The organism is Pseudomonas orientalis (genome assembly GCF_001439815.1).
Taxonomy (GTDB): domain Bacteria; phylum Pseudomonadota; class Gammaproteobacteria; order Pseudomonadales; family Pseudomonadaceae; genus Aquipseudomonas; species Aquipseudomonas orientalis.
Map to the genome: position 1 here is coordinate 290,819 of NZ_JYLM01000001.1, position 14,268 is coordinate 305,086.

The window sequence follows — 14,268 nt, forward strand, 5'->3', positions numbered from 1 at the left end:
ACCCATGACAAGGAAGCAGTCACATGTCAATCGAGTCAGAAGTATCCCTGGACGGGAAGAAGTTGACGATTTCAATCAAGGGCCGGTTCGATTTCGGCAGCCACCAGGCATTTCGCGAGGCTTACGAGCGTTACTACAAGGTGCCCGAGTCGTATGTGGTCGATCTTAAGGAAACCACCTACATGGACAGCTCGGCCCTGGGCATGCTGCTGCTGCTCCGGGACCATGCCGGTGGCGATGAGTCGCAAGTGCGCGTCAGCAACAGCAGCCCCGACGTGCGCAAGATCCTCGCCATTTCCAATTTCGACAAGCTGTTCGATATCTCGTGAGAGTCCTGGCCCCCTTGTCCGAGCCGCTGACCATCCTGATTGCCGAAGACAGTGCCGCCGACTTGCTGTTGTTGTCGACCATCGTGCGGCGTCAGGGTCACCATGTGCTCACCGCGACCAATGGCGAGCAGGCCGTTGAAGTGTTTGCGCGCGAGCGCCCGCAACTGGTGTTGATGGACGCGATGATGCCGGTGATGGATGGTTTTCTCGCTGCACGCTGGATCAAGCAGTTGGCGGGCGAGCAGTTGGTCCCCATCATCTTCCTGACCTCGCTGCGCGAAAACGCCGCACTGGCCGAGTGCCTGGATGCCGGTGGCGACGATTTTCTGCCCAAGCCCTACAACCAGCTGATCCTGGCCGCCAAGATCAACGCCATGGACCGCCTGCGGCGGTTACAAGCCATGGTGCTGCAGCAACGTGACCAGATCGCCCGGCACAATGATTACCTGTTACATGAGCAGCGCGCCGCCAAGGCCGTGTTCGACAAGGTCGCGCATTCGGGTTGCATCAACGCGGCGCCGAATATCCGCTACCTGCAATCGCCCTATGCGCTGTTCAACGGGGACTTGTTGCTGGCGGCCTATACGCCGTCCGGTGACATGCACGTGTTGCTCGGCGATTTCACCGGCCACGGCCTGCCGGCCGCTATCGGTGCCATGCCCCTGGCCGAAGTGTTCTACGGCATGACCGCCAAGGGCTATGGGCTGGCGCAGATCCTGCGCGAGATGAACGCCAAGCTCAAACGCATCCTGCCGGTGGACATGTTCTGCTGCGCCACCCTGTTGTGCCTGAGCACCGAGCGGCGCGTGGTGGAAGTGTGGAACGGCGGCATGCCCGAGGGCTATGTGCATGAGGTCGTCACCGGCAAGCGCACGCCGTTGATGTCGCGGCATCTGCCGTTGGGCGTGCTGTCGGCCCAGGCATTCGTTGACAGCACCGAAGTCTGGCCCATGGCCTTGGGCGACCGGGTGTTCCTGCTTTCCGACGGGGTGCTGGACACCGCCGACGCCAATGACCAGTTATTCGGCGCCGAGCGTTTGCAGCAGGTGTTTGCCGCCAACCGCGAGCCCGACCGCCTGTTCGAGGAGATCGAGCAGGCGTTGGCGGCCTTTCGCGGTGAGGCGCGGGACGACGTCAGCATGGTTGAAATCACCTTGCTGTCCGGCCAGCCGCTGCGCATGGCCGAACCTATGTATTCCGACAGTGGCCAGTCGTGCCCGCTGAATTGGTCGGTGAGTTTCGAATTTCGCGCGCAGACCCTCAGGCGCTACAACCCATTGCCGTATCTGCTGCAATTGCTGCTGGAGGTCCATGGCCTGCGTGAGCAGAGCGGTGCGCTCTATACGGTGATGGCCGAGTTGTATGCCAATGCCCTCGAGCATGGCGTACTGGGCCTGGATTCACAGCTCAAGCGCGACGCCGAAGGGTTTGCGCAGTATTACCGCCTGCGCAATGAGCGGCTGGCGCACTTGAACAGCGGCCATATCCGCGTGCATGTGCAGGTGACCCCGACTGCGCAGGGCGGCAAGATGACCTTGCGTGTCGAGGACAGCGGGCCGGGTTTCGATGTTGACGAAGTGCTGGCGCGGCCGTTGAACGCTGACCGTCTGTCCGGCCGTGGCTTGAACCTGGTGCGTCAACTGAGCGGCGACGTACGCTGGTCCGATGGCGGGCGCTGCGTCTGCGTGGAGTTTTGCTGGAAGGCTCTGGCATAATCCGTCAATTCTTGATCAAGGAGCGAGCAAGTGGTTGATCTACATCTGGACCCGGAGGTGTTGTCGGGTTTGCAAGAGGTCATGGAAGGTGAGTATCCCAAGTTGCTGGAAACCTTTCTCGATGATTCACAAAAGCGCATCGAAGCGTTGCGCACGGCGCGCGACGACGCCAAGGCGCTGGGGCGCATAGCGCACAGCTTCAAGGGCAGCAGTGGCAACCTGGGCGCGGTGCGCCTGGCGCAGTTGTGTCAGCGATTGGAAGCTGAGTCCGACGAGCCCGCATCGGATCTGGGCGCATTGGTTGACCAGATTGATCACGAGTTCGCGCTGGTCAAGCCGCTGTACGAATCGGAGCGCCAGCGTTTCAGCGCGTAAGCCTTCGCTGCAAACCTGGCCCGACTCTTGCTCTATCTCCAGGTACTGCATCCCCGTTCCCATGCAGTGGAGACCTTTACCTATGCCAGTCGCGCCCAATTCGCTTCTTCAGGCTGCCCCTGCGGCCAAGCCTCAAGCGCCTGTCGCCGCCCCTGCGGCAGCGGCTGCGGACCCACGGGACAAGGGCCCTGGCTTCGCTCAAGTGTTCGCCAACCAGGGCGCCAAACCGGCGCTGAAAACCGACAGCGCCCCGGGAAAATCGGCGCCTGCAGCGGCGGACGACACCGCTGCCGCCAGCACGCCGGCGCTTGCCGATAGCGGCAATCCCTTGCCTGCCAAGCCGTCCGACACCGATAAAGCGGCCGACACCGACAAAGCGGCCGACGACACACCCGTCGACCCGTCCCTGACGCAACAGGCCCCGACCGATACGCCGGTCGATCCGGCCTTGATTGCCGCGGTCACACCCGTCGCCGTCCCGCTGCAAACCCTGGTACCTGCGGGTGCCGTGGAGGATGACACGCCCCGACCGGTGGCTGCCGCTGCCGCCGTCGCCGTGGTCGATGAGGCCAAGTCGCCGGCCTTCGACCCCGCAGCCGACCCGCTGGACGCCATGCCTGCCGTGCGCCTGGCGATGGAGCAGGGCGGTCATGTGTCGGCCAGCAGCCAGGCACCGCAGAAAACGGCGCCCACCACGCCTCAGGATCAACCGACCGCTGCGCAGAATTTTGCGACCGGCCTGGCCACCATGGTCGATCAACAAGCCACCAAGGACAGCACCGACACCGGCGGCGACAAAGCCTTCGGCGCGCTGATCGATGACGGCCTCAAGGACCTCAAGGACGCCGGCAGCGACACCCGCGTGGACGACTTCGCCAACCGCCTGGCCGCGCTGACCCAGGCCGCCACGCCGAAAACCGCCAACGCCTTGCCACCCGTAGTCAACGCCCCGCTGGCCATGCACCAGAGCGGCTGGACCGAAGAAGTGGTCAACCGCGTGATGTACCTCTCCAGCGCCAGCCTCAAATCGGCCGAAATCCAATTGCAGCCGGCCGAACTGGGACGCCTGGATATCAAGGTCAACATGACGCCCGACCAGCAGGCCCAGGTGACTTTCATGAGCGGCCATGCGGTGGTGCGTGAAGCGCTGGAAAGCCAGTCCGGCCGCTTGCGCGAGATGTTCGCCCAGCAGGGCATGGGGCAGGTGGATGTGAACGTGTCCGACCAGTCCCGGGGGCAGGAACAGCAGCAACAGCAGGGCCAGGCGCGGGGTGTGAGCGCCAGGGCAGGACGCGGCGGTGACAGTGGCGGCCAGGTGGAGGTGGCTGAGGCCGTTGCGCCGGTGACACAGACCGTGATCGGCTCCAGCGCCGTCGACTACTACGCCTGAACCGAATCAAATGAAGATCCAAATGTGGGAGGGGGCTTGCCCCCGATGGCGGTGTATCAGCGACAGATTTGTTGACTGACACACTGCTATCGGGGGCAAGCCCCCTCCCACATTGGTTTGTGTTGCTGGCTTCTCAGACAACTCTGGCATAACACTTGCTCTTGCCTATCCGTAGATCTATGAATCCCCGAATAGTGACGGATTATTGGCATGGCGAAGAGCGACGACGCAGCAACTCCCCCCGCAGGCAAAGGCAAGCTCAAGCTGATCCTGCTGATTGTGCTGGGCCTGCTCCTGGCCATTGGCGCCTCGGTTGGCGGCACCTGGTACATCATGCACAGCAATGCAAGCAAGCCGGCACCCGCCGCCGACACCGCCACTAACGTCAAGCAACCGGCAATCTTCGAACCGATGCTGCCGGCCTTTGTCGCCAACTACAATCAGAACGGCCGCCAACGCTACTTGCAGGTGAGCATCACCTTGCTGGCGCGCAACCAGGCCGACCTGGACGCGCTCAAAGTGCACATGCCGGTGATCCGCAACAACCTGGTGATGCTGTTCTCGGGCCAGAGCTTCGACAGCCTGGCCACGCCGGTTGGCCAGGAAATGCTGCGCCAGAAGGTCACTGCCAGCGTGCAGGAAGTGGCCCAGAAAGAGCTCGGCAAAGTCGTGGTCGAGCAGGCGCTCTTCACTAACTTCGTATTGCAGTAGGATCACGACATGGCCGTGCAAGACCTGCTGTCCCAGGATGAAATCGACGCGCTGCTGCATGGCGTCGACGATGGTCTGGTACAGACCGAAATGGCTGCCGAGCCCGGCAGCGTCAAAAGTTACGACCTGACCAGCCAGGATCGCATCGTCCGTGGACGCATGCCGACCCTGGAAATGATCAACGAACGGTTCGCCCGTTACACCCGCATCAGCATGTTCAACATGCTGCGCCGCTCGGCGGACGTGGCGGTAGGCGGCGTGCAGGTGATGAAGTTCGGTGAATACGTGCACTCGCTGTACGTGCCCACCAGCCTCAACCTGGTCAAGATCAAGCCGCTGCGCGGCACCGCGTTGTTCATCCTCGACGCCAAGCTGGTGTTCAAGCTGGTGGACAACTTCTTCGGCGGCGACGGTCGTCACGCCAAGATTGAAGGCCGCGAATTCACCCCCACCGAACTGCGGGTGGTGCGCATGGTGCTGGAGCAGGCCTTCATCGACTTGAAGGAAGCCTGGCAGGCGATCATGGAAGTCAATTTCGAGTACATCAACTCGGAAGTGAACCCGGCCATGGCCAACATCGTCGGGCCGAGCGAAGCCATTGTGGTATCCACCTTCCACATCGAACTCGATGGCGGCGGCGGCGACCTGCACGTGACCATGCCGTACTCGATGATCGAGCCGGTGCGCGAAATGCTCGACGCCGGTTTCCAGTCCGACCTCGACGACCAGGACGAACGCTGGGTCAAGGCCCTGCGCGAAGACTTGCTGGACGTCGATGTGCCCCTGAGCGCCACCGTCGCCCGTCGCCAGCTGCGCCTGCGCGACATTCTGCACATGCAGCCGGGGGACGTGATCCCCGTGGAATTGCCGGAAGAACTGATCATGCGCGCCAACGGCGTGCCGTCGTTCAAGGTCAAGCTCGGCTCTCACAAAGGCAACCTGGCGTTGCAAGTGATCGAACCGATCAACCGCCGCTGATCAACATTCATTTTTGCTACGCCGAGGACATGTAATGGCTACCGAACACGAAAACACTTCCGCCGAAGACCAGGCCCTGGCTGACGAGTGGGCTGCGGCCCTGGAAGAAACCGGCGATGTCGGCCAGGACGATATCGATGCGCTGCTGGCCGCCGACGCCGCCTCCGCGCCGGCCGGCAAGCGCCTGACGATGGAAGAATTCGGCAGCGTGCCGAAAAACAACGACCCGGTGAGCCTCGACGGCCCGAACCTGGATGTGATCCTGGACATTCCGGTGTCGATTTCCATGGAAGTGGGCAGCACCGAAATCAATATCCGCAACCTGCTGCAGCTCAACCAGGGCTCGGTGATCGAGCTGGACCGCCTGGCCGGCGAGCCGTTGGACGTGCTGGTCAACGGCACGTTGATCGCCCATGGCGAAGTGGTGGTGGTCAACGAAAAGTTCGGCATCCGCCTGACCGACGTGATCAGCCCGAGCGAACGCATCAAGAAGTTGCGCTGAAATGAAGTACTCGATGGCGGGACTGTGGCTGGCGCTGCCATTGAGCGCGCTGGCGGCCGAACCGGTCGCGCAAGCGGCGGCGGCCCCTGCGGTCGGCAGCGTCGGCGGGCAATTGACGCAGTTGCTGCTCGGCCTGTTGCTGGTGATCGGCCTGATCTTTGTGCTGGCCTGGCTGATGCGCCGCGTGCAGCGTATCGGCCCGGGCAATGCCCAGGTGATCGAGCTGGTCGGCTCGCGTGCCCTCGGCCCGCGGGACCGGCTGGTGCTGGTGCAGGTGGGCGAGGAGCAGATCCTGCTCGGCATCACCCCCGGGCGCATTACCCCGTTGCACGTACTCAAGACCCCGGTGGACGCGGCCAAGACCGAGGCCGCCACGCCAGAATTCGCTCAGCGCCTGATGGAATTGCTGGGCAAGGATCAGAAGGATAAGAAGTAATGCGCGTTTTATTGACGCTCATGCTGTTGCTGGCAGCGCCGATGGCACTGGGCGCCGACCCGTTGTCGATCCCGGCGATCACCCTGGGCACCAATGCGGCCGGCGCACAGGAGTACTCGGTCAGCCTGCAGATCCTGCTGATCATGACCGCGCTGAGTTTCATTCCGGCGTTCGTCATGCTGATGACCAGCTTCACGCGGATCATCATTGTGTTCTCGATCCTGCGCCAGGCCCTGGGCCTGCAACAGACGCCGTCGAACCAGATCCTCACCGGCATGGCGCTGTTCTTGACGCTGTTCATCATGGCGCCGGTCTTCGACAAGGTGAACCAGCAGGCCCTGCAGCCTTACCTCGCGGAAAAGCTCACGGCACAGGACGCGATCGACAAGGCCCAGGGCCCGATCAAGGACTTCATGCTGTCGCAGACCCGCTCCAGCGACCTCGAGTTGTTCATGCGCCTGTCCAAGCGTACCGACATCGCCACCCCGGACCAGGCGCCGCTGACCATTCTGGTGCCGGCCTTCGTCACCTCGGAATTGAAGACCGCGTTCCAGATCGGCTTCATGATCTTCATCCCGTTCCTGATCATCGACCTGGTGGTGGCGAGCGTGCTGATGGCCATGGGGATGATGATGCTGTCGCCGCTGATTATCTCGCTGCCGTTCAAGATCATGCTGTTTGTGCTGGTGGACGGCTGGGCGCTGATTATCGGCACCCTGGCCGGCAGTTTCGGGGGGGTATAGGGTTATGACCCCGGAAGTTGCCGTCGACCTGTTCCGTGAAGCGCTGTGGCTGACCACCCTGATGGTCGCCGTGCTGGTGGTGCCGAGCCTGCTGGTCGGCCTGCTGGTGGCGATGTTCCAGGCCGCCACCCAGATCAACGAACAGACCCTGAGCTTCCTGCCGCGCCTGCTGGTGATGCTGATCACCCTGATCGTCGCCGGCCCGTGGCTGGTGCAAACCTTCATGGAATACATCCTGCAGCTGTACGGCAGTATTCCGCAGTTGATCGGCTGAGCGGATGCAGTCCTTGTTGGCTTTGACCGACACCCAGATCAGTACCTGGGTGGCCTCGTTCATCCTGCCGCTGTTTCGCGTCACGGCCATGTTGATGGCCATGCCGGTGTTCGGCACCACCCTGGTACCACGGCGCGTGCGCCTGTATTTCGCGGTGGCCATCACGGTCGTGATCGTGCCTGGGCTGCCGCCGATGCCGCCGGTCAACGCCCTGGACCTCAGTGCGCTGCTGCTGATTGCCGAACAGATCCTGATCGGCGCCATGCTGGGCTTTTCCCTGAGCCTGTTCTTCCAGGCGTTTGTGATTGCCGGGCAAATCATCTCGATCCAGATGGGCATGGGCTTTGCGTCCATGGTCGACCCCACCAACGGTGTGTCGGCGGCAGTGATCGGGCAGTTTCTGACCATGTTGGTGACCTTGCTGTTCCTGGCCATGAACGGCCATCTGGTGGCGTTCGAGGTGCTCACCGAAAGCTTCACCACCTTGCCGGTGGGCTCGGGGCTGGTGGTCAACCATTTCTGGGAGCTGGTAGGCCGCCTCGGCTGGGTGCTGGGCGCGTCCTTGCTGCTGGTGCTGCCGGCGGTCACCGCGCTGCTGGTGGTCAACATCGCGTTTGGCGTGATGACCCGCGCAGCGCCACAGTTGAACATTTTCTCGATTGGCTTCCCCTTGACGCTGGTGATGGGCATGGGGATTTTCTGGGTCGGCCTGGCTGACATTCTCAATCAGTATCAACCGCTGGCGACCGAAGCCCTGCAGTTCTTGCGTGACCTGGCACGGGCGCGCTGAGCCATGGCCGAGAGCGAGAGTGGTCAGGACAAGACAGAAGACCCCACGGAGAAACGTAAAAAGGACTCCAGGGAAAAGGGCGAGATCGCACGCTCCAAAGAGCTCAATACCGTTGCAACCATGATGGCCGGCGCCGGTGCCTTGCTGATCTATGGCGGTGGCTTGGCGCTGGACTTGCTGGAGCTGATGAAGCACAACTTCACTCTGCCCCGGGAGGTATTGCTCAACCCCGACTCCATGGGCCAGTACCTGCTGCATTCAGGCAAGATCGCGCTGCTGGCGGTGCAGCCGATTCTGATCACGTTGCTGCTGGCCGCGCTGATCGGCCCGGTCGCCCTTGGTGGCTGGCTGTTTGCCGCCGGCAGCATGGCCCCCAAGTTCAGCCGCATGAACCCGGGCGCCGGGCTCAAGCGCATGTTTTCCACCAAGGCCCTTGTAGAGCTGCTCAAGGCGTTGGCCAAATTCATCCTGATTCTGTTCGTGGCGCTGGCGGTATTGTCGTCTGACATCGACGACCTGCTGCGCATCGCCCATGAACCGCTGGAGTCGGCGATCATCCACAGCCTGCAAGTGGTGGGCTGGAGCGCGTTGTGGATGTCCGCCGGGTTGATCATCATCGCGGCGGTGGACGCGCCGATCCAGTTGTGGGAAAGCCACAAGAAACTGCTGATGACCAAGCAGGAAGTGCGCGACGAACACAAGGACCAGGAAGGGCGCCCGGAGGTCAAGCAGCGCATCCGCCAACTGCAGCGGGAAATGTCCCAGCGCAAGATGATGGCCTCGGTGCCCGACGCTGATGTAATCATCACCAACCCGACCCACTACGCCGTGGCCCTCAAGTACGACCCGGAGAAGGGCGGCGCGCCGATGCTGCTGGCCAAGGGCAGCGACTTCACCGCGCTGAAAATCCGCGAAATCGCCGTGGCCAACGACATTCTGCTGCTGGAATCGCCGGCGCTGGCACGCTCGATTTTCTACTCCACGGATCTGGACCAGGAAATCCCCGCCGGGTTGTACCTGGCGGTGGCCCAGGTGTTGGCCTACGTCTACCAGATCCGCCAATACCGGGCGGGCAAGGGCAAGCGGCCTGATCCGCTCAAGGACCTGCCGATCCCGCCGGATTTGCGTCGCGATTCCTGAACGCTGCTGCTCACTGCAGGAGCGGGCTTGCTCGCGAAAAACTCACCGTCGCCGCGTTCATCCTGACTCCCTGCGTTATCGTTACCCGCCTTCGCGAGCAAGCTCGCTCCTACAGAGGTGTGCGGTCTGCCTGTCAACTTTGACAGTAGCCATAACGCCGCCTTCACTGTTTGATACAGCGATGAGCCGCGCAGCCATGCGCGGCTCGGGAGGCGGCGATGGGCAGGGGCACGGTCAGGTGGTGCGATGCGGTCAAGGGCATTGGCTTCAAGGCTCTGGATCGCGATGGCAATGAGGTTGCCGTTCAGTCGACAGCCATCAAAAACATTGAATCCCCGCAGGCGCCTCCCAATCCGCGAACCTTGCGCAAGCGCCAAAAGCCTTCGGATGCATGATCCGCTACCTCGCCTGCCTACCACCCATCGTCGACCCGCGTCTACCTGTCAACTTTGACAGTAGCCAAGCGTGGGTTTGCCACGGTTTCATTTACACACCAGAGACTGCGCGCATGTAGTACACGAGATGCAGGGAGAGCGGGATTGAAGGTGGCTACGGGGACTGTCAGATACTTCGTTTGGACCAGGGGTGATTGGTTGATCAAACCTGATTGCGGGGGAGAGGATGTGTTTATCAATGGGGAAGACTGGCGCTGCACCGCGCTTTGGTTTGGTAAGCGCATGGAGTTTCAAATGGTTCATCGACCTAAGGGGATCTATGCGTTGCCCGTCAAGCAGTGCAGCCCAGGTGAACCGGGTCTTAAGTGAAGTTGATCGTTCCCACGCTCCCGCGTGGGAATGCAGCCTGTGACGCTCTGCGTCACAACGTGCTCAGGGCTTGAGCCGTGCACGGATGGCGGGAAGCGGAGCGTCCCAGGCGGCATTCCCACGCAGAGCGTGGGGACGATCAAATGAATCTATTGCCTGATACACCGCCATCGGGGGCAAGCCCCCTCCCACAGGTGGACCGTGTCAACCGCTGCTTGCGGTGCTCGTCAGTCCTGCGCCCGTCCGCTGCGTTTGCAGCGGTGTACGGTGACTAGAGAGCGAGTTTCCTAGGGGCAACCCCAAATCCATGTCGGAAATTTCCTCGGCATTGCCCGGCTGCACACAAAACCAAATGTGGGAGGGGGCTTGCCCCCGATGGCGGTGTATCAGTCAATCAATTCATCACTGAACCACCGCTATCGGGGGCAAGCCCCCTCCCACATTTGAATTGATTGCATCCAGTAGATTTGGTCGCTGGCAAAGTCATCCCAGCCACAGGACAAAAGTTGGAAGGCTTCTTGCAATACCGCTTCCAGGACGCCTCCCGGCGTCAAAACTTTGCTTCAAGGACACGAGGAATACCGGTGGTAGATCGCTCTCAAATGCTCAGCACGGCCCGTGGCACCCTGACAGACCTGTCGCGGGGCAACCTGGGTGTGCCGTTGCTGTTGCTGGTGATGCTGGCAATGATGATGTTGCCGATGCCGCCGTTCCTGCTCGACGTGTTCTTCACCTTCAACATCGCCCTGTCGGTGGTGGTGCTGCTGGTGTGCGTGTACGCCTTGCGACCACTGGATTTCGCGGTGTTCCCGACGATTCTGCTGGTGGCGACCCTGCTGCGCCTGGCATTGAACGTAGCTTCCACGCGGGTGGTGATGCTCCACGGCCAGGACGGTCACGCCGCCGCCGGCAAGGTGATCCAGGCCTTCGGTGAAGTGGTGATCGGCGGCAACTACGTGGTCGGTATCGTGGTGTTCGCGATCCTGATGATCATCAACTTCGTGGTGGTGACCAAGGGCGCCGGGCGGATTTCCGAGGTGAGCGCGCGGTTTACCCTGGATGCGATGCCCGGCAAGCAGATGGCCATCGACGCCGACCTCAACGCCGGCCTGATCGACCAAGGCCAGGCCAAGGCCCGCCGGGCGGAAGTCGCCCAGGAGGCCGAGTTCTACGGCTCCATGGACGGCGCCAGCAAATTCGTACGTGGTGACGCCATCGCCGGCCTGTTGATCCTGTTCATCAACCTGATCGGCGGTGTGGCCGTGGGTATGTTCCAGCACGGCATGACCTTTGGCGATGCGGGCAAGGTGTACGCCTTGCTGACCATTGGTGACGGTTTAGTGGCGCAATTGCCATCACTGTTGTTATCCACAGCCGCCGCGATCATGGTGACCCGTGCGTCGGGCTCCGAAGACATGGGCAAGCAGATCAGCCGCCAGATGTTCGCCTCGCCCAAGGCGTTGGCGGTGGCCGCAGGCATCATGGCCGTCATGGGCATCGTGCCGGGCATGCCCCATTTTTCGTTCCTGAGCATGGCAGCACTGGCGGGTGGCGGAGCCTACCTGTTCTGGAAAAAGCAGAATGCGGTCAAGGTCCAGGCCTTGCAAGAGGTCGCACGCCAGCAGGAATTGCTGCCATCCCCGGCCCGCGCCCAGGAAACCAAGGAGTTGGGCTGGGACGACGTGACCCCGATCGACATGATCGGCCTGGAAGTCGGCTACCGCCTGATTCCGCTGGTGGACCGCAACCAGGGCGGCCAGTTGCTGGCGCGGATCAAGGGCGTGCGCAAGAAACTGTCCCAGGACCTGGGCTTTTTGATGCCCACCGTGCATATCCGCGACAACCTCGACCTGGCCCCCAGCGCCTACCGCCTGACCTTGATGGGCGTGATCCTGGCCGAAGCCGAGATCTACCCGGACCGGGAGCTCGCGATCAACCCAGGGCAAGTGTTCGGTACGCTCAACGGCATTACCGCCAAAGATCCGGCTTTCGGCCTGGAAGCGGTGTGGATCGAAGTCAGCCAGCGCAGCCAGGCGCAATCGCTGGGTTACACCGTGGTCGACGCCAGCACCGTGGTCGCCACCCACCTCAACCAGATTCTCTACAAGCACTCCCACGAGCTGATCGGCCACGAGGAAGTCCAGCAATTGATGGGCCTGCTGGCCAAGGCCTCGCCGAAACTGGCCGAAGAGCTGGTGCCGGGCGTGCTGTCGCTGTCGCAATTGCTCAAGGTGCTGCAGGCCCTGCTCGCCGAACAAGTGCCGGTACGCGATATTCGCAGCATTGCCGAGGCCATCGCCAACAACGCCGCCAAGAGTCAAGATACTGCCGCGCTGGTGGCGGCGGTGCGCGTCGGTTTGTCCCGCGCAATCGTGCAAAGCATTGTAGGCGTTGAGTCTGAGCTGCCTGTTATCACCTTGGAGCCAAGGTTGGAACAGATATTGCTCAATAGTATTCAGAAGGCAGGGCAAGGCCAGGAAGAGGGCGTTTTGCTGGAGCCAAGCATGGCTGAAAAGCTGCAGCGTTCGTTGATCGAAGCCGCGCAGCGCCAGGAAATGCAGGGCCAACCGGTGATTCTGCTGGTGGCCGGTCCGGTCCGCGCGATGTTGTCGCGCTTTGGACGCCTGGCAGTACCGAATTTGCACGTGTTGGCTTACCAGGAAATTCCTGACAATAAGCAAGTGACTATCGTCGCGACAGTAGGGCCCAACGGCTGAGGGTAGTGGGTTATGCAAGTGAAGCGTTTTTTCGCCGCCGATATGCGTCAGGCCATGAAGTTGGTCCGCGATGAGCTGGGCGCCGATGCCGCGATTATCGGTAACCGTCGTATTGCCGGCGGTGTCGAGCTGACGGCTGCCCTGGATTACGCCCCACAGGCCCTGGCGCCACGCGTGCCGAACATGGAGCTTGAGGACGAGCTGCGCAAGACCGCTTCGCGCATCGTCTCGGCCCAGGCCGAACTGAGCATGCGCGGCGACAGCGACGCCACCACCAATCGCCAGTTGTTCGCCGGCCTGCCGCTGACCGCGTCCGAGCCGCTGGTGGAACCCACGTTTGTCGAACCGCCACGTCCCGCTGCGCCAGCCCAGGCCGCCGCAGTCGATCAGCGCGTGTTCGATTCGATGCGCTTTGAACTCAATGGCCTGCGCGAACTGCTTGAAGTGCAACTCGGTTCCCTGGCCTGGACCCAATTGCAAGGCAGCAAGCCGCAGCAGGCCAACCTGTGGCGTCGCCTGCAACGCATCGGCCTGTCCGGCCCGTTGTCCCGTGACCTGCTGGCGCTGACCGCCGAAGTCGAGGAGCCGCGCCAGGCCTGGCGCATGCTGCTGGCGCACCTGGCGCGCATGATTGCCACCCCGGAAATCGAACCCCTGGAAGAGGGCGGTGTGATCGCCATGGTCGGCCCCGCCGGCATGGGCAAGACCACCACCCTGGCCAAGCTGGCCGCCCGTTATGTGCTCAAGTACGGCGCGCAGAACATCGCGCTGGTGAGCATGGACAGCTACCGCATCGGTGCCCAGGAACAGCTCAAGACCCTGGGCCGCATCCTCAATGTGCCGGTGACCCACGTCGACCCGGGCCAGTCCCTGGCCAACGCCCTCGACCCGCTGCTGCGCAAGCGCGTGGTGCTGATCGATACCGCCGGCCTGCAAGCCAGCGACCCGGCTCTGCGCATGCAGCTCGAAAGCCTGGCCGGGCGTGGCATCAAGTCGAAAAATTACCTGGTGCTTGCAACCACCAGCCAGAAACAGGTTCTTACCGCTGCCTACCACAGCTATAAGCGCTGCGGCCTGTCCGGTTGTATCCTGACCAAACTGGATGAAACCGCCAGCCTGGGCGAAGTGTTGAGCCTGGCAATCAGTCATGAACTACCGGTCGCCTACCTGACCGACGGGCCGCGGATCCCGGATGATTTGCATCTGCCGCGCCGTCATCAGCTGGTCAGCCGTGCTGTCAGCGTGCAAATGCAAGACGAGCCTAGCGAGGAAGCGATGGCCGATATGTTCGCCGACCTTTATCACAACCCGGCAAAACGGGTGGGATGAGGCAGGATGAACACCGTGAAATGTACCTACATCGATGGCCTGCAAGCGATACACGCGGCCAAGCCATGTAGCCTG

The 14,268-nt window shown here is 62.2% G+C and carries 14 protein-coding genes; all 14 read left to right on the top strand.

Features of this window, described 5'->3' with window-relative positions; translation table 11 throughout:
• Positions 1-23 precede the first annotated feature (23 nt).
• The 14 genes from TU82_RS01335 (at position 24) to flhF (ending at position 14,193) form a co-directional block, all read left to right on the top strand.
• Positions 24-329, top strand: coding sequence for an STAS domain-containing protein (locus tag TU82_RS01335; protein WP_057721348.1), 306 nt, complete (start codon positions 24-26; stop codon positions 327-329).
• Positions 326-2,044, top strand: a complete 1,719-nt coding sequence (locus TU82_RS01340; RefSeq protein WP_156421622.1) for an ATP-binding SpoIIE family protein phosphatase — start codon at positions 326-328, stop codon at positions 2,042-2,044. The genes TU82_RS01335 and TU82_RS01340 overlap by 4 nt, the downstream gene beginning before the upstream one ends.
• Positions 2,045-2,074: 30 nt before the next feature.
• Entirely contained in the window at positions 2,075-2,419 is a 345-nt protein-coding gene (locus TU82_RS01345; RefSeq protein ID WP_057721350.1) for an Hpt domain-containing protein, read from the top strand.
• 82 nt (positions 2,420-2,501) lie between these two features.
• Positions 2,502-3,809: a flagellar hook-length control protein FliK gene (locus tag TU82_RS01350; RefSeq protein WP_057721351.1), complete on the top strand. Its 1,308-nt coding sequence runs from the start codon at positions 2,502-2,504 to the stop codon at positions 3,807-3,809.
• Positions 3,810-4,019: 210 nt separating this feature from the next.
• Positions 4,020-4,520 (top strand): flagellar basal body-associated protein FliL, encoded by a 501-nt coding sequence (fliL, locus tag TU82_RS01355; protein ID WP_057721352.1) that lies wholly within the window; start codon positions 4,020-4,022, stop codon positions 4,518-4,520.
• A 9-nt stretch (positions 4,521-4,529) separates the two neighbouring features.
• Positions 4,530-5,498, top strand: a complete 969-nt coding sequence (fliM, locus tag TU82_RS01360) for a flagellar motor switch protein FliM (protein WP_010166091.1) — start codon at positions 4,530-4,532, stop codon at positions 5,496-5,498.
• Between the two features lie 34 nt (positions 5,499-5,532).
• Positions 5,533-6,000 (top strand): flagellar motor switch protein FliN, encoded by a 468-nt coding sequence (gene fliN / locus TU82_RS01365; RefSeq protein ID WP_057721353.1) that lies wholly within the window; start codon positions 5,533-5,535, stop codon positions 5,998-6,000.
• Between the two features lies 1 nt (position 6,001).
• Positions 6,002-6,436: a flagellar biosynthetic protein FliO gene (fliO, locus tag TU82_RS01370; RefSeq protein ID WP_057721354.1), complete on the top strand. Its 435-nt coding sequence runs from the start codon at positions 6,002-6,004 to the stop codon at positions 6,434-6,436.
• Positions 6,436-7,179, top strand: coding sequence for a flagellar type III secretion system pore protein FliP (gene fliP, locus TU82_RS01375; protein ID WP_003192937.1), 744 nt, complete (start codon positions 6,436-6,438; stop codon positions 7,177-7,179). The genes fliO and fliP overlap by 1 nt, the downstream gene beginning before the upstream one ends.
• Before the next feature lie 4 nt (positions 7,180-7,183).
• Complete coding sequence (gene fliQ / locus TU82_RS01380) at positions 7,184-7,453, top strand: flagellar biosynthesis protein FliQ (RefSeq protein ID WP_057721355.1); 270 nt, start codon at positions 7,184-7,186, stop codon at positions 7,451-7,453.
• Between the two features lie 4 nt (positions 7,454-7,457).
• A complete protein-coding gene (gene fliR, locus TU82_RS01385; RefSeq protein WP_057721356.1) occupies positions 7,458-8,243 on the top strand; it encodes a flagellar biosynthetic protein FliR in 786 nt (261 codons plus the stop codon).
• 3 nt (positions 8,244-8,246) lie between these two features.
• Positions 8,247-9,383, top strand: coding sequence for a flagellar biosynthesis protein FlhB (gene flhB, locus TU82_RS01390; protein ID WP_057721357.1), 1,137 nt, complete (start codon positions 8,247-8,249; stop codon positions 9,381-9,383).
• A gap of 1,366 nt (positions 9,384-10,749) precedes the next feature.
• Positions 10,750-12,864 (top strand): flagellar biosynthesis protein FlhA, encoded by a 2,115-nt coding sequence (gene flhA, locus TU82_RS01400; protein WP_057721359.1) that lies wholly within the window; start codon positions 10,750-10,752, stop codon positions 12,862-12,864.
• Between the two features lie 12 nt (positions 12,865-12,876).
• Positions 12,877-14,193 (top strand): flagellar biosynthesis GTPase FlhF, encoded by a 1,317-nt coding sequence (flhF, locus tag TU82_RS01405; RefSeq protein WP_057721360.1) that lies wholly within the window; start codon positions 12,877-12,879, stop codon positions 14,191-14,193.
• The last annotated feature ends 75 nt before the right edge of the window (positions 14,194-14,268 follow it).